The sequence below is a fragment of the Acetobacter sp. DmW_136 genome (genome assembly GCF_008690365.1).
GTDB lineage: Bacteria > Pseudomonadota > Alphaproteobacteria > Acetobacterales > Acetobacteraceae > Acetobacter > Acetobacter oryzifermentans.
This window is the reverse complement of sequence record NZ_VHON01000005.1, coordinates 151,472-170,856: the sequence shown is the minus strand read 5'-3', so window position 1 is coordinate 170,856 and position 19,385 is coordinate 151,472. Positions and strand designations below refer to the sequence as shown.

Genomic DNA, 19,385 nt, shown 5'->3' with positions numbered 1-19,385 from the left:
ACAAGCCTCTATCAAAATTTCAAAAACAATCTATCAGGATTCTGTAAACCAATCTGCCATGCGAGAAGCAAGCCTTTGTGCAACTTCTTCTTTTGGCATATGTGGCCAGCGCTCACTGCCTTGGGCGGTCATCAGAACAACCTGATTTCTATCACCCCCCATAATGCCTGTGCCAGCACTTACATCGTTTGCAACAATCCAGTCACATCCTTTGCGTTGGCGCTTGGCGGTTGCGTGCTCCTCCACCTTTTCGGTTTCTGCGGCAAACCCCACAACAAGCATCGGGCGCTGTGGGCCGGGGGCGGAAATTTCGGCCAGAATATCTGGGTTAGACGCCAGCCGAATAGGAGCGGGCACATCATCTCGGCTGGTCTTTTTAATTTTTTGCCCCGCTTGCACCTCAGGCCGCCAATCTGCCACCGCCGCGGTGCAGACAGCCGCATCAAACGGAGCTGCTGCCTTAACGCATTCCAGCATTTGGCAAGCTGTTTCGCACGGAACAAACGTAACACCAGCAGGCGCACGCAACATGGTTGGGCCACTTACCAATGTCACGGAAGCTCCAAGATCCGCCAACGCCGCAGCAATGGCATAGCCCTGTTTGCCGGAAGATCGGTTAGCCAGATACCTTACAGGGTCCAGCGGTTCTTGCGTAGGGCCTGCTGTTACCAGAACAGCCTTCCCCGCCAAAGGGCCATTGTGCTGTTGCTGCTGGCGGAAAAATGCTTGCACGGCATCCAAAATATCGGCGGGTTCCGGCATCCGGCCTGCGCCAAATTCACCGCAGGCCATGGGGCCAATAGCTGGCGGCACAACATGTACGCCGCGCTGCTGTAACGTGGCCACATTATGCTGCGTAGCAGCGTGCTCCCACATTCTCACATTCATGGCGGGAACGGCCATTACAGGTGCATCTGTCGCCAATAAAAGCGTGCTGGCCAGATCATCCGCCAGACCACCGGCCATGCGTGCCAGTAAATTGGCAGATGCAGGGCAAACAAGAACCAAATCTGCCCAGCGGGAAAGCGCAATATGCCCCATTTCCTGCTCAGCCGTTAGCGAGAACAGGTCTGCATAAACCGGCTGCTCACTTAACGCTTGCAGGGTAAGGGGCGTTACAAACCGGCTTCCGCCTTCCGTAAGCACGCAGCGCACCTGCATGCCAGCGCCTTTAAGCAGACGTATCAACTCCGGCGCCTTGAAGGCGGCAATACTGCCGCCCACAATGAGCAAAACGGAACGGGAAGGCAAAGCCACGTCCATACCCTTTGGCCTTATACGCGCCAGCCGGAATGAATGGCTGCAATACCACCGGAAAGGGACTGATACCGCACATGAGAGAACCCAGCCTCACGGAACATATCTGCCAGTGTTTCCTGATCCGGGAAGGTGCGAATGCTTTCCGCCAGATACTGGTAGCTTTCACGATCCTTGGCGATCAGATTGCCCATGGCAGGCAGCACCTTGAAAGACCACGCATCATAGATAGGTGCCAGTGCCGCCACCTGAACGCGGGAAAATTCAAGGCACAGAAAACGCCCGCCGGGTTTGAGCACACGCCGTGCTTCACGCAGCACAGCCATTTTATCTGTGCAGTTCCGCAGGCCAAAAGCGATGGAAACCCGATCGACGGACATATCGCGCAGCGGAATAGCTTCTGCATCCACAACGCAAAAAGACAGATCGGATACAAAACCACGATCAATGGCCCGATCCCGCCCAACAGATAGCATGCTGCTGTTAATGTCGGTCATAATGGCGGAGCCACCGCCACCCTTCAGCCAGCCAAAGGTAATATCACCCGTGCCACCGGCCAGATCCAACAAAGACATGCCGGGCTGCGGGCCAAGCTCTGTTACAAAAATACGCTTCCATACCCGATGGATGCCAAGGGACATGATATCATTCATCACGTCATACTTACCCGCAACGCTATCAAACACGTCACGAACAAGGTTTTTCTTTTCTTCCTTCCTTACGGAACGGAAGCCGAAATCCGTTTCTTCCACTGTTGCGTCAGAAGAAGCGGGGGAGGGCGTAAAGCTGTTGTCGGTCATGGGGTTCCCCTATACCCTGCTTTTTAGCCATGCCGGAACTCCCTGAAGTAGAAACCGTAATGCGCGGGATGCAGATTGCCCTGCAAAACGGTACCATCAAAGAAGCAATTGTGCGCCGTCACGACCTGAGATGGCGGATTCCTGCCGATTTCTCACAAACAATCGAAGGCCGCCGGATAGAAGGCTTTCGCCGTCGGGGCAAATATATTCTTATGCGCCTGTCTGGTGGGATGTCCATAATCTGGCATTTGGGCATGTCTGGGCGCGTGCTTCTCGATTCTCCAACCGCGCCATTATTGCATGAGCACGTTGTGCTGATTCTGCAAAATGGAAAGCGCTGTGGTTACATAGATCCGCGCCGGTTTGGCATGCTGGATCTGGTTCCAACCGATCAGGAAGATACCTATCCATTGCTGGCAGGCATGGGGCCAGAGCCGCTTGAGCCAGATTTTACCCCCAAAACGCTTTTGGCTGCTAGCAAGAACAGGCGGATGCCCATTAAACCTTTCCTGCTTGATCAGAAGGTTGTGGCGGGGTTAGGCAATATTTATGTGTGTGAAGCCCTGTTTCGGGCTGGCATTGCCCCAACCATGCCAGCCTGCAATCTTACCGCCCCCAAAGCCCGCAAATTGGCGCAAGCCATACGTGATGTGCTGGAAGAAGCCATAGAGGCAGGTGGTTCCAGCCTGAAAGATTATGTACGCCCAGAGGGCGGGTTGGGGTATTTCCAGCACGCATGGCGGGTATATGGGCAAACGGGTAAGCCATGCCCCAATTGCCCCGGCACACCCGCATGTTCTGGTGTGCAGCAGATAACGCAGGCCGGACGATCCACATTTTTTTGTCCCCAAAGGCAGAAAAACGGGTAAAATCCTAGTGGTCGGCATGGAAGAAGCTTGACGGAAGGCGCTTAGGTGCATTACAGCACCGCTTACTCTTTTGGGTAGCGCGTTCCGGCGTGTCTGCCCTATTAATCTTTCTTAAGTGCTGGACAGAATAGAAACTCATGGCGAATATCGCTTCGGCGCGTAAGCGCATCCGGCAGACCGCGAAGCGGACTGCTCGTAACACCGCCCGCAAATCCCGCATGCGTACTTTCATCAAGAAAGTAGAAACCGCAGTTGAAGCTGGTGATCATGGCGCTGCGCGCGAAGCACTGCGCCTTGCTCAGCCAGAAATCCAGCGTGCGGCCACTAAGGGCGTTATCCACCACAACACGGTGGCCCGCAAAATTTCTCGCCTGTCTGCCCGTGTGAAAGCACTGGCTCCGGCCTGAGGAAAGTGCGGGGCCACCTTAATTGGTGGCCATCTGACGCTTTGAGATAAAGCCGAATCATCACCCTGATGGTTCGGCTTTGTTTTTATCACCACCTTGGCTGGATAAAGCGCAAGCAGGGCAGGCAGCATGAAATATTGATTGCTCCATTTGCTCTCACTGCTTTACCTTGCTGGATGGCTTGGCGCTGTTCGGGCTACCTTCCACAAGATATAAGCAAGCCTGCACCATAGGCCGCCAAGGCCGTTACAGATGTTACACAGCACGGGCAGCACACGTTGCCGCCTGTTTTGTGAAAATGCGTGAACCCATTCGCGCCTTAATGACCGCTCGGGAGCAAAAATGACAATCGGAGTGGACGATGACGAAAGCGCCTTTTCCCGGCTTGAAGACGGCAAGGGGCTTGAGGAATCGTGGCTGCGTATCTGCGCCCGCCTGAAGGGCGAAGTTGGCGAAGTTGAATACCGCACCTGGCTGACCAAAATTGCGCTGGGCCCGATTGATGGTGATGAAATCACCCTGCTTTTACCCACACGCTTTTTGCGCGACTGGGTAAGAAGCCAGTATGGTGACCGCCTGAGCGAACTGTGGAATCAGGAAATCCCCAGTATCCGCCGGGTGGAGCTACAGGTTGCCCGCGCCGGAGATCCGGCCCCCATACCTTTGGAAAATGTGCCAAGCGCCAACGCCGCAACACCCGCGCAGGAAGAGGCCACCCCAGCAGCACGCACCGCGCCAGAAGTGCGGAGTGACTTGGTGACTGCGCTGGATAGCCGCTTTACGTTTGATACGTTCGTGGTGGGCAAGCCCAATGAATTTGCTTATGCCTGCGCCCGCCGGGTTGCAGAAAAACCCTCCAGTGTTGGGTTTAACCCGCTGTTCCTTTACGGTGGCGTTGGGCTGGGTAAAACGCATCTGATGCATGCCATCGGGGCCGAACTGATCCAGAGCGGCAATGTGTCCGTGGCCTATATGTCTGCCGAAAAGTTCATGTATCGGTTTATTGCGGCCATTCGTTCGCAATCTACCATCGAGTTCAAAGAGCAACTGCGTTCCGTTGATGTGCTGATGATTGACGATTTGCAGTTCCTGATCGGCAAGGACAACACGCAGGAAGAATTCTTCCATACCTTTAATGCGCTGGTAGATGCCGGGCGGCAGATTGTGGTTTCGGCTGATAAATCCCCCTCTGACCTGTCGGGGCTGGAAGATCGGCTACGCACGCGTTTGGGCTGCGGTATGGTGGCAGATATTCATGCCACCACGTTTGAGCTACGTATTTCCATTCTGGAATCAAAAGCCGCTGCCTCTGGCGTTGTGGTGCCCGGTAAGGTTCTGGAATTCCTGGCACACAAAATCACGTCCAATGTGCGTGAGCTGGAAGGCGCGCTCAACCGCCTCATTGCTCACGCCAATCTGTTTGGCCGCCCGGTTACTCTGGAAGCCACACAAGAAGTGCTGCACGATATTCTCAAAGCGCATGACCGGCGTGTAACAATTGAGGAAATCCAGAAAAAAGTAGCCGAGCACTGGAACATCCGCCTGACAGACATGTCATCCGCCCGCAGGGCGCGCAATGTGGCGCGGCCCCGGCAGGTTGCAATGTATCTGGCTAAGCAGCTTACAAGCCGCTCTCTGCCAGAAATCGGGCGCAAATTCGGTAATCGTGACCACACAACCGTTATGCATGCGGTAAATCGCGTTACGGAACTGATGGGGCTGGATGCTGCTTTTGCAGAAGATGTGGAACTCCTGCGGCGGATGCTGGAAAGCTGAAAACGTAGAGATTCCAAAGGGATTGACTGATAATGCCCACCTGTTACTTTTCGAGGTGGAAAAAGCAGGTGCCTCTTGCCAAACAGAGGCCCTGTCTTGCAGGAAAGAGGGTTAGATGAAGTTTTCGGCGGAACGTGCAACACTGCTTAAGGCGTTGGCCCATATCCAGAGTGTTGCAGAAAAGCGTAACACCATACCCATTCTAGCCAATGTTCTTATTCAGGCTGCTAATGGACAGCTCAGCCTGAAAGCCACGGACATGGAAATTGAAGTGGTTGAAGGTGTTCCCGCCAACATCACGCGGGAAGGGGCGACAACTGCACCTGCATCTGTTTTGTACGAAATCGTGCGCAAGCTGCCCGATGGTGTGGATGTAGAGCTGGATCAGGCCGATAGTGAAGGCCCACTTCTGCTGCGTGCGGGCCGCTATGCTACCCGTCTGAACGTGCTGAGTGTGGATGACTTTCCATCCATGGGGGCAGGAGATTTCCCATATCGCTTCAAACTGCCCGCAACAACACTGCATTCTCTCATAGACCGCACACGTTTTGCCATTTCAACCGAAGAAACCCGTTATTACCTCAACGGTATCTTCCTGCATGGCACAGAAGTAGATGGCGAACCCAAGCTACGCGCCGTGGCTACAGATGGGCACCGCCTAGCCCGTGTGGAAGCCGATCTACCATCTGGCGCCGCCGGAATGCCGGGGGTTATTGTCCCACGCAAAACCGTGGCCGAAGTGCGCAAGCTGATTGATGAAGCGCCAGAAGAAGTGGAAATCGCACTTTCTGAAACGCGTATTCAGTTCACGGCAGGCCCTGTTACACTTACATCTAAGCTGATTGATGGCACGTTCCCTGAATACGAACGGGTGATCCCACGCAACAACACACGCATCCTGCGGGTTGGCAAAAAAGATTTTGCAGATGCCGTGGCACGTGTTGCCGCCATTAGTCAGGAACGTTCTCGCCCGGTAAAGCTCACGCTCGAACCCGGTCTGCTTACTCTGTCTGCCAGCAGCACAGAGCAGGGCATGGCTAAGGAAGAGCTGGATGACAACCGCATTTCCTACGATGCAGAAGGGTTGGAAATCGGTTTTCAGGCACGCTACCTTAACGACATCACAGATCAGGTAGAAAAAGAGGTGGAATTTGCGTTTGCAGATAGCGCATCCCCCACCATTGTGCGCGATGTGGATAGCCCATCTGCACTCTATGTTCTCATGCCGATGCGCGTGTGATCCGCTTTCTTGCTTTAACACTTACGGCCTGCCTGCGTTGCCCAAATGCAGGCAGGCCAACAGAAGCAGCGTGGCATGCCCCGGCTTCTTAAACTTACGCTTTCCAATTTTCGCAATTACGAACGGCTTGTATGGTCCCCCAATGCAAGCCTATTGGTGCTGACAGGCGAAAACGGCAGCGGCAAAACTAATCTGCTGGAAGCAGTTTCTCTTCTCTCGCCCGGTAGAGGGCTGCGCGCGGCACCTCTTACACAATTTGGCCGAATGGGCGCGATCAACTGGGGCGTTTCTGCGCGTATTGAAACGAAAGATGAGTTTCTTGAACTCGGCACCGGCACGCAAGGCGGCCAAGAGAGGCCGCGCCGCGTTTTTTTGCTCAACGGTCGGCAAATTCGGGGGCAAGAAGCGTGGGAAGATACTCTTGCTACTGTGTGGATTACCCCACAGATGGATCGGTTATTTAGTGAGGGCGCATCCGGTAGGCGGCGCTTTCTAGATCGCCTGGTTATGGCGGTAACACCGCACCATGCGCGGGAACTGGCCGCATATGATCGTGCCATGACGCAACGCAATCGCCTGCTGCAAACACGCTTTTCCGAACACTCATGGCTATCTGGATTAGAAGCCTCCATGGCGCGTCATGCTGTGGCTGTTGCCGCGGCTCGGCAGGAAACCGTGCGCCAAATTTGCCATTATGCCCAAAATGGTCTGGGCGCTTTTCCTGCTGCCATTGCGACACTGCAATGCGCTATTGCCCAGAAACTGGAAACATCTCCAGCCCTGACCGTAGAAGATTGGCTATGTGCAAAACTTGCCGAGTTGCGAGAAGATGATGCCGCACGTGGGCGCGCCACATTTGGCACACATCGCAGTGATTTTTTGCTGGAAGATCTCTCGTCCAGACAACCGGCAGCACTCGCCAGCACTGGCCAGCAGAAATCCTTGCTTATTGGCGTTGTGCTGGCACACGCGCGGCTTGTAACCGACTACCGCGGGCAGCCCCCGATTTTGCTATTGGATGAACCTTTAGTGCATCTGGACGCTGCGCGCCGGGCCTCATTGCTGGAAATTGTGCAGGATTTTCGCACAACTGTGCTGCTTACCGGCACAGATCAGGCACCTTTTGCCCCACTTAAGCGCAGCGCTCAGTTCGAAACCCTGAAAAACGGTGCTTTTTTGCCATCTGGGCCATAAAACATACGGCTCAATCTGGCCCCAGAGGCTTGATCAGGGTATAAGAATAAAAGGTTTTCTTGTTCTTTCCTGTACGGAGCGTACCGTTCTTATGACCGACCTCTCTCAGCCCACGCCATCTGCCGTTTCCGAAGAGTATGATGCCGCGTCGATCTCTGTGCTGAAGGGGCTGGATGCTGTCCGTAAACGGCCCGGCATGTACATTGGTGATACGGACGATGGTTCTGGCTTACACCACATGGCGTTTGAAATTATTGATAACGCAGTGGATGAGGCTCAGGCCGGTTTTGCATCGCGCTGCATTGTCACTTTTAATGCAGATGGCAGCGTAAGCGTGCGCGACAACGGGCGTGGCATTCCTACAGACATGCATACAGAAGAGGGTATTAGCGCCGCCGAAGTGGTGCTGACCCGCCTGCATGCTGGCGGCAAGTTCAACCAGAACTCCTACAAGGTTTCTGGCGGCCTGCACGGGGTGGGCGCTGCTGTGGTGAATGCGCTTTCTGAGTGGATGGAAGTGCGCATCTGGCGTAACGGACAGGAACACTTCATTCGCTTCCAACATGGTGAGCGCGATGCCCCGTTGGAAGTGGTTGGCCCATCTTCCGAACCATCAGGCACGGAAGTAACCTTTAAACCCAGCAGTGAAACATTCCCCAAAACGGATTTTGATTTCACTATTCTGGAGCGCCGCCTGCGTGAGCTGGCCTTCCTGAACTCCGGGCTAGAAATTGTGCTGCGCGATGCACGCGTTACCCCCGTGCGGGAAGAAAAATTCTTTTACGAAGGTGGGCTAGAAGCTTTTGTAGATTGGTTGGATAGGTCTCGCACCTCGCTGTTTACTCCACCCATTACTGGTAGCCTAGAAAACCCGGATAACGGCATTAAGGTCGAGTTCGCGCTCACATGGAATGATAGCTTCCATGAAACTATGCTGTGCTTCACCAACAACATTCCGCAGCGCGATGGCGGAGCGCATCTGGCTGGCTTCCGTCAGGCACTTACCCGTGTTGTTGGCAAATATGCCGAAAGCATTGCCAAAAAAGATGCGCTTTCCCTGCAAGGGGAGGATATGCGGGAAGGGCTGACGGCTGTTCTGTCCGTTAAAGTGCCAGACCCCAAGTTCTCTTCCCAAACCAAGGACAAGCTGGTTTCGTCCGAAGTGCAGCCCGTTGTACATGCTGCTGCGGCAGACATCATCAGCCACTGGTTTGAAACCCACCCCAAAGAGGCAAAAATTGTTGTCTCTAAGGTGCTGGATGCCGCCTCTGCGCGTGAAGCCGCCCGTAAGGCGCGTGAGCTTACACGCCGCAAAGGAGTTCTGGATGTTTCATCACTGCCCGGCAAACTAGCAGACTGCCAGGCGCGTGACCCAGCCAAAGCTGAACTGTTTATTGTGGAGGGTGATTCCGCAGGCGGCACCGCCAAACAGGGGCGTGATAGGCGCTTCCAAGCCATTCTGCCTCTAAAAGGCAAGATCCTGAACGTAGAACGCGCGCGGTTTGACCGCATGCTAGGCTCTGCCGAAATTGGCACACTCATTACAGCTCTTGGCACTGGTATTGGCCGTGGCGAGCCAGAGCAGGGTGGTTTCTCTATTGAAAAACTGCGTTACCACCGCATTGTCATTATGACTGACGCTGACGTGGACGGATCTCATATCCGTACACTGCTGCTGACCTTCTTCTTCCGCCAAATGCCAGAACTGATCGAACGCGGTTATCTGTATATTGCCCAGCCGCCGCTTTACCGTGCCAAACGCGGGAATGAAGAAACATACCTGAAAGACGATGTCGCACTTGAGCAATATCTGCTCAACAAGGCCCTGAACAACGCTAGCTTTGTTTACACGGACAAACGCGTTGTAAGTGCTGAGGAGCTGGCAGCAGATCTTCCGTTCATTCGGCAGGCAGCGCAAGCGATTAACCGCCTTTCCAACCGCATTCCTTCTTGGATTATCGAACAGGTTGCCTTGGCTGGCGCGCTAACAACAGATGTTGATCTGCTCCAGCAACGGATGCCAGCACTTCAGCAGCGCCTTGATGCGGCATCTGCTGAAAATGAAAAAAGCTGGAAAGCCGTTGCGAGTGCAGATGGTGTAGAGCTGGCCCGTAATGTGCGTGGGGTAGGGGAAGTGTACCGCATTGACCCAACCATGCTGGCCAGCAACGATGCCCGCTGGCTGACCATGCAAGCAAACCGCCTGCAAAAAGACTTTGCAGAAGGCGTGGCGCTGAAAAACGATACCACCGAACACCAACTGAGTGGCCCGGCTGATCTTTATACCCGACTGCTGGCACAGGGCCGCCGTGGGCTGACAATTAACCGCTTTAAAGGTCTGGGCGAAATGAATGATGCTCAGCTTTGGGAAACCACGCTGGACCCGGCTATGCGCACGCTGTTGCAGGTACGCGTAGGCGATGTGGAAGAAGCTGGCGATGTGTTTACCACCCTGATGGGGGATATTGTTGAACCGCGGCGTGATTTCATTGTCGGCAACGCACTTAAAGTTGCCAATCTGGACGTCTAACCCTGCACAAAGGGGGAGAATTTACCTCTCTCCCTCCTTGGGACTATAAAAAAGCCGCAGCCTGAAAAATCAGGTTGCGGCTTTTTTGTTAGCAAGAATACTGGCTTCGCCCAGTTTACCCTTTAATCAGAGCATCAATCTTCTTGAACTGCTCCAGCAAGGCTGGCAGGCTTTTTATAGGTAACATGTTGGGGCCATCGCTGGGCGCTTGGTCTGGGTTCTCATGCGTTTCAATAAACAGAGATGCCACACCAATTGCCAAAGCAGCACGAGAGAGCACAGGGGCAAACTCACGCTGGCCACCAGATGCACCACCTAAGCCACCCGGTTGCTGTACGGAATGCGTGGCATCAAACACAACGGGGTAGCCAGTCTGGGCCATAATAGGCAGGCCACGCATATCATTTACCAGCGTATTATAGCCAAAGCTGGTACCACGCTCACACAGCATGATGCGATTATTGCCCGTAGAAGCAATTTTGGCCGCAACGTGCTTCATATCCCACGGGGCAAGAAACTGGCCTTTTTTCACATTCACCGCAGCGCCCGTTTTACCGGCTGCTAATAACAGATCTGTCTGGCGGCACAGAAAAGCCGGGATTTGCAGCACATCCACAGCTTCTGCAACCGGAGCGCACTGTTCTGGCGCATGCACGTCTGTTAGCACCGGAATATCCAGCGTATTCCGCACGTTAGCCAGAATATCCAACCCTTCGGCCATGCCAATACCACGCGCACTGGAAATGCTGGTGCGGTTGGCTTTATCGAACGAGCTTTTATAGATCAGCCCAACACCAGCCTTCTGGCAGATTTCCTTCAAAGCCGTGGCTGTTTCCATTGCATGTGCAGCGGATTCAATCTGGCACGGCCCGGCGATCAGCACAAATGGCTGATCATTACCGATGTACAAAGAACCAAGCTGAAAATCCGAACCCAATGCCTGCGTCATGCTTTTTTAGCCTTTTCCAGCGCAGCCCCCACAAACCCGGCGAACAGCGGATGCGGTGCAAACGGCCGAGACTTGAGTTCCGGGTGATACTGCACAGCAATGAACCACGGGTGATCTGGATATTCCACCACTTCTGGCAAGATGCCATCTGGTGAAAGGCCAGAGAACTTCATCCCGGCTTTTTCAAGCTGATCCTTGTAATGGATATTCACTTCATACCGATGGCGATGCCGCTCACGAATGGACGTTGCGTTATACACTTCTGCCGCGCGGGAGCCTTCAATCAGCTTGGCTGGGTACGCGCCAAGGCGCATGGTGCCGCCCAGTTCTCCGCCTTCGCTCCGGCGCAAGCGTTCGTTACCGCGTGCCCATTCGGTCATCAGGCCCACCAATGGCTCTTCCGTATAGCCAAATTCGGTAGAAGATGCGTTGGGTAGGTCAGCCAGATTACGGGCACATTCAATAACCGCCATCTGCATGCCAAAGCATATTCCAAGGAACGGAATACCTTTTTCACGCGCAAAGCGAATGGCCTCAATCTTGCCCTGAGATCCACGCTCACCAAATCCACCGGGCACCAAAATGGCATCTACATCGCCCAGTTTAGCTTCCAGTGATGCCGGGTCTTTTTCAAAAACTTCGGCATCCACCCAATCCAGAACAACCTTGGTACGGTGGGCAATGCCACCATGCAGCAGAGCTTCGTTCAGAGATTTGTAGCTATCCAGCAGGGCTGTGTATTTACCAACCACTGCAATGCGCACCTCGTTATCGGGGTGGCGGATGGCATCTACAATTTTTTCCCACCCTGTCAGATCAGGTTCTTCAGCGTGGGGCAGGCCGAAGTAACGCAGCACTTCGGTATCCATGCCTTCTGCATGGTAGGAAAGAGGGCAGGAGTAAATGGTATCTACATCCCGCGCGGCAATAACGGCTTCGGGGCGTACATTGCAGAAATTGGCAATCTTGCGCCGCTCTGTTGGCGGAATAGGGCGATCACAACGGCACAGCAAAATTTGTGGCTGAATACCCACATTCTGCAATTCCTTAACGGAATGCTGGGTCGGCTTGGTTTTCAGCTCACCCGCAGAAGGTATCCACGGAAGCAGCGTAAGGTGCACAACCATGGTCTGATCCGGGCCCAGATCATTACGCAGCTGGCGGATAGCTTCCAGAAATGGCAGGCTTTCAATATCGCCAACTGTGCCGCCAATTTCCACCAATACAAAATCCAGATCATCCGTATTGGCAACGACAATGTCTTTAATGGCATCCGTAATATGCGGGATAACCTGCACGGTTGCGCCCAGATAATCACCCCGCCGTTCACGGGCGATAACATCTGAATAAATTTTGCCTGTTGTGGTGTTGTCTTCCTTAGAAGCATTTACCCCCGTGAAGCGTTCATAATGGCCCAGATCAAGGTCTGTCTCGGCGCCATCCTCGGTCACAAACACTTCCCCATGCTGGTAGGGGCTCATGGTGCCGGGATCAACGTTCAGGTAGGGATCAAGCTTGCGTAGGCGCACTTTGTAGCCACGCGTCTGCAACAGGGCAGCAAGGGCAGCAGATGCAATGCCTTTGCCAAGAGAGGATACCACACCACCGGTGATAAAAACAAAGCGGGTCATGAGCAGACTTCCTACACGGACAAGGCCGGGCGGGTAAAGATGGACAAACGCAAACTACCGCATGCCACAGGACATGCGGAGCTGAAGGGATGAAAGGGCTCTCTCCTCACACATAGCGGAAAGGAGAGAGAAACCTGCATTTTACGGATGCGCCGGAGTAGCTGGCTGCGGAGCAGGAGCTGTTGTTGCCGGAGCAGCAGGTGCGGGCGCTGTGGCTGCCGGGGGTTGGGCCAGAATATCATGCCCTTCACCCGTAACGGAGCCTTTGTAAAGCATGGCTAACAACAGGGAAAGCAGCATGAACACACCAGCCAGCACAGCCGTTGTGCGCGTAAGCAGGTTGGCTGTTCCGCGGCCGGACATGAACGCACCCATGCCCTGGCTGCTGCCAATTCCAAGGCCACCGCCTTCACTCCGCTGAATTAGCACAACGCCAATCAGGGCTATGGTCACACAGAAATGCAGGATCAGCAGGGCTGTGGTCATGTCAGATTCCAGATCAGAACAGCAAATCAGGCAGCAGATGCTGCGCTGACGATGGAAAGAAACGCGTCCGCCTTAAGGCTGGCACCGCCAACAAGCGCACCCGCCACTTCAGGAATGGGCAGGATGGTGGCCGCATTCCCAGCGTTTACGGACCCTCCATACAGGATTTTGATGACTTTTCCAGCCTCTCCAAACTGCCGCACCAATTCTTCACGCAGGAATTTCATGGTTTCGGCAATCTGATCAGTGGTGGCGGCAAGGCCTGTGCCAATCGCCCAGATGGGCTCATATGCCAAAATACCATTAAACCCATCGGGCAAAGAGCCCTTGATCTGCCAACCCAGCGCATCAAAGTGCTCACCAGTTTCGCGCTGTTCTTCGGTTTCACCAATACAGACAATCGGGGTCAGCCCGGCTTTGGCGGCGGCCATGGCTTTTTCACGCACGGTTTCATCCAGCTCACCATGTTCCTGACGGCGTTCTGAATGACCCAAAACAACATAGGACACGCCCAGATCAGCCAGCATGGAGGCAGAAATATCACCCGTATGCGCGCCAGAAACATCCTGATGGCAATCTTGCGCGCCCAACTTTACCGGTGTGGGCTTTAACGCATCTGTCAGCAGTCCAAGCTGGGTAAAGGGCGGGCACACCACCACATCCGCGCTGTTGGCGGGCAGGCCGCTGGTGATAGCCTTGACGAGTTCCTGCGAATCACGGCTTAGGCCATTCATTTTCCAGTTGCCGACAATAATCTGTCTGGTCATGTCCTGCTCCTTGCCTGTAGCGCGCCATGCCAGCGGGCACGTGCGTTTATAATATGGTTCTTACATGAAGGCTAAACCATAGACGCCCCCCTTGGGGCAAGAGAGCAGGCGCCTTAATTCTTGCCTGTCTGTCGTGCAGGAGCGGTTATGTCTGGTCAAGCACCGCAGCTACCCTTATGGTGCCGCGCCTGTGCATACCCTTTGTGGTATGATGTTTTTCAAGCATAGCTGTGGATCCATCGGGTCATGATTTCCTATCTACGTCGCGTTTTTGTTGAGTCCTGGCTGGGCCGGGTGACTGCAATTGTCATTTTTCTGGCCTTTGTCGGCTGGGGAATAGGCGATGTTATGGGCTATATGGGGGAAGAAACGGATGTTGTTGCCAAAGTGGGGCAACAACAGGTTTCTTCCGATGATCTGGCCACAGCCCTGCAATCTGAACTGCCAACAATTGCCCGCCAGATGGGGGTATCAGACCCATCGCAAATTCCTTTGGCCATGCAGCGGCAGGTTGCCTACCAGATTCTGCACCGCCTGATTGGGCAAGCAGAGCTACTGAATACCGCACAGAAGTTAAAAGTGGCAGTGCCTGATTCGGCCGTACGGGATGAAGTATTCTCGCTCCCTTATTTCAAAGGCGCGAATGGCCAGTTTGATCGCGCCAGCTTCAATCAGAAACTGCATGACCGCGGGCTAACCGAGCAACGCTTTTTGGACATGGTGCGGAATGATCTGACCACACGCACCATTCTACAACCCTTGGCGCAGGCGGGCAGCGTTTCCGACACAATGCTCCAGCGCTTTCTAACCTACGGTGCAAAAACGCGCGTGGTGGATTTTGTGAGCATTCCGTTTGCTGCGCAGCCCACCCCCAAAACACCAGATGATGCCGTATTGCAGCGCTATTACAACAACCATCCGTGGATGTTCCGTACGCCGGAACTGCGCCATGCCAAGATTGTGGTGCTTTCCCCACAAACAGTGGCAGACAGCATCACCATGGATGAAGCCGATATCAAGCGCATCTATGATGAGCAGAAATCTCGCTACAACGTACCAGAAACGCGCGATATCCAGCTTATAACCCTGCAAGGTCAGGCGCAGGCAACCGCCATTGCAAACGCGTGGAAAGTAGGTGGAAACTGGCAGGCTATCCAGAACAGCGTAAAAGATGCGGCTGCGGTAGAAATGCCAAATGCTCGCCCGTCCACAATTCCTTCTACTACTCTACGGCAGGCTGTTTTCCATGCTCCAGAAGGTCAGGTCAGCGATCCGCTTAAAACCGAAGGTGGATGGGCTGTTTTTCGCGTTACCAAAATAACAGCTCCGCACACCACGCCGTATGAAGATGCAAAAAAAGACATCCTCTCGCAGTATCGGGCTGCTGTTGCGCCATCTGTTGCAGGTGAGCGCAAGCGCAAGCTGCAAGATGCGCTTGCAGGCCAAGGGCTAGATGCCATTCCGGCAGATCTGGGTGCGGTTGCTGCGGCAGGCACACTGGATGCGCAAGGCATGACGGCTGATAAAGAACCCGCACCGTTGCCAGCATCCGGCAAGCTGCGTGAAGCTATTATCCACCAGATTTTCACCCAAAAACCCGGCGCACGTGCAACGCTTGTGGATGGGCCGGACAACAGCAGCTTTGCTGTGGAAGTGGATACCGCTACACCCGCAGCCCCTCGTACATTTGCGCAGGCACAAACAGATGTTTTGGCCGCATGGCAGGATGAAGCCCGCAAGCATGCAGCAAATGAGCAGGCAACAACCCTGTATCTGGCAGCCAAAAACAAGCAGGCTTTAGGCACAGTAAACGTATCAGGTGCACAACTTACGCGGGATGCAGCTTTCTCTTTCGCCAAGCCCAACAAGAATATTCCGGCAGCACTCATGGATTATCTGCCACGCATGCAGCCGGGGCAGGCGGTTATGACAGAAGATGATGGCCACTTCCTTGTGGCAGTTGTCACAAAGCTGTTCGTGCCCAACCCACCAGCCCCAGCCGACAGCGTACAGCGCCTGAAAGACTCTCTGGCACAGGCAGATAGTGATGATCTGGTTGCCAGTTATGTGGAGGCATTAAGCAAGCGCACACCGCCCCATATTAACGAACGCGCTGTTATGGCCACACTATCTGCCGCCGGATTTGGAGGAGAAGCCACGCCATGAGCATTACCGCACGCATTGCGCCTTCCCCCTCTCGCCAGCAGTGTGAAGCCGCTTGGGCGCAAGGCCAGCCTTCTGTTGTGTTTTCTGTAGAAGCAGCAGATTTGCTGACACCTGTTTCAGCCTACCTGCGCCTTGCGCGCTTTGATGGTGGCACCGGCAAAAACACGTTGTTGCTGGAAAGTGTGGAAGGTGGCACATCGCGCGGGCGGTATTCTGTTATTGCCCTCAAGCCAGATATTATCTGGACCTGCCATAACGGGCAGATCACGCTGGATGAAAGCCCGGAAAACCCGGATATTGCCCCGCGTATTCTTACAGAAAAGCCATTGGAAAGCCTGCGCGCCCTGATCCATGCCACGCGCATGGAGCTGCCCGAAGGCGTTCCTCCAATGGTTGCGGGTCTGTTTGGATATTTGGGCTATGACATGGTGCGCCAGATGGAGCATCTGCCAGATGCGCCACCGGATGATCTGAACCTGCCTGAATCCATTCTCATGCGCCCCGGTCTTTTTGCTGTGTTTGACACGGTAAGCGATGAGCTGATTCTGGCCGCGCCTGTTCGCCCACAAAAAGATGAAACCGCCGCACAGGCTTGGGATAAAGCGCAAGATCTGTTGCGCCGTGCGCGCGAATGCCTGTCAGGAGCGCTGCCGCCTTTACCAAAACAGCCAGAAAACCTGCCAGAACCGGCTGAACCGCGCTCCTCCTTCAGTAAGGATGAGTTCTGTCAGGCCGTTGAGCGTATTCAGGATTATATTGCGGCTGGCGATGCCTTTCAGGTTGTCCCCAGCCAGCGTTTTTCTACGCCGTTTCCGCTTCCATCTCTGGCGCTGTACCGTACGCTACGGCGTATTAATCCAGCGCCATTTCTGTTCCATCTGGATTTTGGTGATTTCTCACTTGTTGGGTCCTCGCCTGAAATTCTGGTGCGCTTGCAGGATGGTACCATGACGGTACGCCCGCTTGCTGGCACACGCCCGCGCGGCAAAACGGCGGAAGAAGACCTGCGGCTTGAAAAAGATCTTCTGGCTGACCAGAAAGAACTGGCCGAGCATCTGATGCTGATAGATCTTGGCCGTAATGATGTGGGCCGTGTGAGTATTCCCGGCACGGTGAAAGTGACAGAACGATTCGTGATTGAGCGTTTCAGCCACGTCATGCACATTTCTTCCAACGTGCAAGGCACACTCAAACCGGAACTGGAAGCGCTGGATGCCCTTGTGGCCGCTTTTCCCGCAGGCACGCTAACAGGTGCGCCCAAAATCCGCGCCATGGAAATTATTGATGAAGTAGAACGCACCCGCCGCGCCACCTACGCCGGGTGCATTGGCTATTTTGGCGCTGGCGGCAACATGGATACGTGCATTGGGCTGCGCATGGCCGTTGTAAAAGACGGGCAAATGCATGTGCAAGCTGGCTGCGGCGTAGTGGCAGACAGTGTGCCAGAAACAGAATATGAAGAAACACGCCATAAAGCCCGCGCCGTATTTCGCGCCGCAGAAGCCGCGTTGGAACAGGCAAGGGCAGGGCGTTCTTAATGTCGTTTCTGTTCCATTCTTATTTGACCCCAACAGTACATAAGGTCATCATTCGGCCATGATCCTTCTGATCGACAATTATGATAGCTTCACCTTCAACCTTGTTCACTACCTGGGTGAACTGGGGGCACAGTGTGATGTCCGCCGCAATGATGCCCTGAGTGTAAAAGATGCACTGGCCCTCAAGCCGGATGTCATTGTGCTTTCTCCCGGCCCATGTTCCCCCAATGAAGCCGGTATTTGCTGTGATCTGATATCTGCCGCAGCCGGTAAGGTGCCTGTTTTTGGTGTATGTCTGGGGCATCAAGCTATCGGGCAGGTGTTTGGTGCACAGGTGGTGCGTGCCCCTACGCCCATGCACGGCAAGGTGAGCCCCGTTTTCCACAACGGGCAGGATGTTTTTGCGGGCCTACCCAACCCGTTTAATGCCACGCGCTATCATAGCCTTACGCTTGAACCTGCCAGTATTCCGGATGCTCTGGAAGTTACGGCATGGACGGAAGATGGTGTTATTATGGGTGTGCGCCACCGGCAGTATCCCATTTCGGGCGTGCAGTTCCATCCGGAAAGCATTGCCTCGGAATATGGCCATGATCTGATGAAAAACTTTCTTTCCATCGCATCTGCCTGGAAAGAAAAACAGGCTGTTGCCTGATGTCCGCTCCCCTTCATGGCGCTGCATCTCAAGTAGCAGGTGAGCAGTTTTTTTCTACCATTCTGGCACGTGTTGCAGACGGGCAAACACTAAGCGCAGCCGAAGCCGAAGCTGCTTTTGGCGTTATTATGGATGGCCTGATTGCGCCAGAACGCATTGCGGCTTTTCTTATGGCTTTGCGCGTGCGTGGTGAAACGCAGGATGAATTGCTTGGTGGTGTAACGGCTTTACGGGCCCGCATGCACACTGTGCCCGTCATGCCCGCCGATACGATAGACGTATGCGGCACGGGCGGAGACAATTACGGCACATTGAATGTATCCACCGCTGTTGCCTTTGTGCTGAGTGCGCTTGGTGTGCCCGTTGCCAAACACGGTAACAGGGCTATTTCTTCGCGCTCTGGCGCTTCCGATGTGTTGGCTGCGCTAAGTGTTCCACTTTCTGCACAAGCCGAGGTTCTGGCGGAGCAGATGCAGGTACACCGGGTCATTTTCCTATCTGCTCCGCACCACCATCCCGCCATGCGTTTTGCTGCTCCGATACGTAAAACCTTAGGCGTACGTACGCTGTTTAACCTCATGGGGCCATTGGTAAACCCGGCAGGTGTTAAACGGCAGCTTGTGGGCGTTTTTTCACCCGCATGGCTGGAGCCTATGGTCAATGTGCTCAAAAATCTTGGCTCCCAGAAAGTCTGGGCCGCATGCGGCCTACCATCAGACGGGCAGGGCGGCATTGATGAAATTACGCTGGCAGGCCCTACACAGGTTGTAGCACTGGAAAATGATGCCATCCGCTCGTTTTCTATAACGCCAGAAATGGCTGGCCTTGCCTATGCTCCGGTCAGCTCCATATTGGGGGGAGATGCCCAATACAATGCGCAAGCTCTAGAAGCTTTGCTGCATGGTGCATCAGGAGCATATCGTGATACAGTTGTTTTAAACGCCGCCTGCGCACTTCACGTGGCAGGGCGGGTAACACTCCTGCGGGACGGACGCATTGATCCGCAGGCCTTGCGGGAAAGTGTGGCTTTGGCTGCACGCCCACTGGATGATGGCACGGCTTTGGCAGTGCTAAACGGTTTGCGCGCTTCCAACCCGGATGCACGCGCCTGAGACATGAC

General features: G+C 54.4%; 16 protein-coding genes. 10 read left to right on the top strand and 6 right to left on the bottom strand.

Annotated elements, in window-relative coordinates:
* Positions 1-33: 33 nt before the first annotated feature.
* Positions 34-1,263, bottom strand: coding sequence for a bifunctional phosphopantothenoylcysteine decarboxylase/phosphopantothenate--cysteine ligase CoaBC (gene coaBC, locus FKW31_RS01565; protein WP_150177308.1), 1,230 nt, complete (start codon positions 1,261-1,263; stop codon positions 34-36).
* Between the two features lie 11 nt (positions 1,264-1,274).
* The gene (locus FKW31_RS01560) at positions 1,275-2,057 is read right to left on the bottom strand and encodes a class I SAM-dependent methyltransferase (protein ID WP_006115302.1); all 783 of its coding nucleotides are present in this window, start codon (positions 2,055-2,057) and stop codon (positions 1,275-1,277) included.
* 29 nt (positions 2,058-2,086) lie between these two features.
* Between FKW31_RS01560 and mutM the strand changes: the two genes are divergently transcribed.
* From mutM to gyrB, 6 genes are all read left to right on the top strand, one after another.
* Complete coding sequence (gene mutM, locus FKW31_RS01555; protein ID WP_150177306.1) at positions 2,087-2,926, top strand: bifunctional DNA-formamidopyrimidine glycosylase/DNA-(apurinic or apyrimidinic site) lyase; 840 nt, start codon at positions 2,087-2,089, stop codon at positions 2,924-2,926.
* 137 nt (positions 2,927-3,063) lie between these two features.
* Positions 3,064-3,333 (top strand): 30S ribosomal protein S20, encoded by a 270-nt coding sequence (rpsT, locus tag FKW31_RS01550; RefSeq protein ID WP_012812907.1) that lies wholly within the window; start codon positions 3,064-3,066, stop codon positions 3,331-3,333.
* A 342-nt stretch (positions 3,334-3,675) separates the two neighbouring features.
* A complete protein-coding gene (gene dnaA / locus FKW31_RS01545) occupies positions 3,676-5,109 on the top strand; it encodes a chromosomal replication initiator protein DnaA (protein ID WP_150177304.1) in 1,434 nt (477 codons plus the stop codon).
* A gap of 115 nt (positions 5,110-5,224) precedes the next feature.
* Positions 5,225-6,349, top strand: a complete 1,125-nt coding sequence (gene dnaN / locus FKW31_RS01540) for a DNA polymerase III subunit beta (RefSeq protein WP_006115299.1) — start codon at positions 5,225-5,227, stop codon at positions 6,347-6,349.
* A 45-nt stretch (positions 6,350-6,394) separates the two neighbouring features.
* A complete protein-coding gene (gene recF / locus FKW31_RS01535; protein WP_150177302.1) occupies positions 6,395-7,543 on the top strand; it encodes a DNA replication/repair protein RecF in 1,149 nt (382 codons plus the stop codon).
* 91 nt (positions 7,544-7,634) lie between these two features.
* Positions 7,635-10,073, top strand: a complete 2,439-nt coding sequence (gene gyrB, locus FKW31_RS01530) for a DNA topoisomerase (ATP-hydrolyzing) subunit B (RefSeq protein WP_150177300.1) — start codon at positions 7,635-7,637, stop codon at positions 10,071-10,073.
* 115 nt (positions 10,074-10,188) lie between these two features.
* Here gyrB and kdsA read toward each other — a convergent pair whose 3' ends face one another.
* The 4 genes from kdsA to tpiA all read right to left on the bottom strand — a co-directional run bounded on the left by kdsA (position 10,189) and on the right by tpiA (position 13,906).
* The gene (gene kdsA, locus FKW31_RS01525) at positions 10,189-11,022 is read right to left on the bottom strand and encodes a 3-deoxy-8-phosphooctulonate synthase (protein ID WP_089178955.1); all 834 of its coding nucleotides are present in this window, start codon (positions 11,020-11,022) and stop codon (positions 10,189-10,191) included.
* The gene (locus FKW31_RS01520) at positions 11,019-12,653 is read right to left on the bottom strand and encodes a CTP synthase (protein ID WP_003625521.1); all 1,635 of its coding nucleotides are present in this window, start codon (positions 12,651-12,653) and stop codon (positions 11,019-11,021) included. Before FKW31_RS01520 ends, kdsA begins: the two co-directional genes overlap by 4 nt.
* 141 nt (positions 12,654-12,794) lie before the next feature.
* Positions 12,795-13,139: a preprotein translocase subunit SecG gene (gene secG, locus FKW31_RS01515; RefSeq protein ID WP_006115295.1), complete on the bottom strand. Its 345-nt coding sequence runs from the start codon at positions 13,137-13,139 to the stop codon at positions 12,795-12,797.
* Positions 13,140-13,165: 26 nt separating this feature from the next.
* Positions 13,166-13,906, bottom strand: a complete 741-nt coding sequence (gene tpiA, locus FKW31_RS01510) for a triose-phosphate isomerase (protein WP_006115294.1) — start codon at positions 13,904-13,906, stop codon at positions 13,166-13,168.
* Between the two features lie 246 nt (positions 13,907-14,152).
* On the opposite strand from tpiA, the gene FKW31_RS01505 reads away from it, so the two are divergent.
* Genes FKW31_RS01505 through trpD form a run of 4 tightly spaced genes read left to right on the top strand, consistent with a single transcriptional unit; the run spans position 14,153 to position 19,377 of the window.
* The gene (locus FKW31_RS01505; RefSeq protein WP_150177299.1) at positions 14,153-16,072 is read left to right on the top strand and encodes a SurA N-terminal domain-containing protein; all 1,920 of its coding nucleotides are present in this window, start codon (positions 14,153-14,155) and stop codon (positions 16,070-16,072) included.
* Positions 16,069-17,610 carry an anthranilate synthase component I gene (trpE, locus tag FKW31_RS01500; RefSeq protein ID WP_006115292.1) on the top strand — a complete coding sequence of 514 codons (1,542 nt, stop codon included), beginning with the start codon at positions 16,069-16,071 and terminating at the stop codon, positions 17,608-17,610. Before FKW31_RS01505 ends, trpE begins: the two co-directional genes overlap by 4 nt.
* A gap of 58 nt (positions 17,611-17,668) precedes the next feature.
* Positions 17,669-18,265: an aminodeoxychorismate/anthranilate synthase component II gene (locus FKW31_RS01495; RefSeq protein ID WP_063354009.1), complete on the top strand. Its 597-nt coding sequence runs from the start codon at positions 17,669-17,671 to the stop codon at positions 18,263-18,265.
* Positions 18,265-19,377, top strand: a complete 1,113-nt coding sequence (gene trpD, locus FKW31_RS01490; RefSeq protein ID WP_150177298.1) for an anthranilate phosphoribosyltransferase — start codon at positions 18,265-18,267, stop codon at positions 19,375-19,377. The genes FKW31_RS01495 and trpD overlap by 1 nt, the downstream gene beginning before the upstream one ends.
* Positions 19,378-19,385: the final 8 nt, after the last annotated feature.

Bases quoted from the DNA above. Each gene is read 5' to 3' on its own strand.
- coaBC (WP_150177308.1), bottom strand. From the start codon at position 1,263: ATGGACGTGGCTTTGCCTTCCCGTTCCGTTTTGCTCATTGTGGGCGGC.
- FKW31_RS01560 (WP_006115302.1), bottom strand. From the start codon at position 2,057: ATGACCGACAACAGCTTTACGCCCTCCCCCGCTTCTTCTGACGCAACA.
- mutM (WP_150177306.1), top strand. From the start codon at position 2,087: ATGCCGGAACTCCCTGAAGTAGAAACCGTAATGCGCGGGATGCAGATT.
- rpsT (WP_012812907.1), top strand. From the start codon at position 3,064: ATGGCGAATATCGCTTCGGCGCGTAAGCGCATCCGGCAGACCGCGAAG.
- dnaA (WP_150177304.1), top strand. From the start codon at position 3,676: ATGACAATCGGAGTGGACGATGACGAAAGCGCCTTTTCCCGGCTTGAA.
- dnaN (WP_006115299.1), top strand. From the start codon at position 5,225: ATGAAGTTTTCGGCGGAACGTGCAACACTGCTTAAGGCGTTGGCCCAT.
- recF (WP_150177302.1), top strand. From the start codon at position 6,395: ATGCAGGCAGGCCAACAGAAGCAGCGTGGCATGCCCCGGCTTCTTAAA.
- gyrB (WP_150177300.1), top strand. From the start codon at position 7,635: ATGACCGACCTCTCTCAGCCCACGCCATCTGCCGTTTCCGAAGAGTAT.
- kdsA (WP_089178955.1), bottom strand. From the start codon at position 11,022: ATGACGCAGGCATTGGGTTCGGATTTTCAGCTTGGTTCTTTGTACATC.
- FKW31_RS01520 (WP_003625521.1), bottom strand. From the start codon at position 12,653: ATGACCCGCTTTGTTTTTATCACCGGTGGTGTGGTATCCTCTCTTGGC.
- secG (WP_006115295.1), bottom strand. From the start codon at position 13,139: ATGACCACAGCCCTGCTGATCCTGCATTTCTGTGTGACCATAGCCCTG.
- tpiA (WP_006115294.1), bottom strand. From the start codon at position 13,906: ATGACCAGACAGATTATTGTCGGCAACTGGAAAATGAATGGCCTAAGC.
- FKW31_RS01505 (WP_150177299.1), top strand. From the start codon at position 14,153: ATGATTTCCTATCTACGTCGCGTTTTTGTTGAGTCCTGGCTGGGCCGG.
- trpE (WP_006115292.1), top strand. From the start codon at position 16,069: ATGAGCATTACCGCACGCATTGCGCCTTCCCCCTCTCGCCAGCAGTGT.
- FKW31_RS01495 (WP_063354009.1), top strand. From the start codon at position 17,669: ATGATCCTTCTGATCGACAATTATGATAGCTTCACCTTCAACCTTGTT.
- trpD (WP_150177298.1), top strand. From the start codon at position 18,265: ATGTCCGCTCCCCTTCATGGCGCTGCATCTCAAGTAGCAGGTGAGCAG.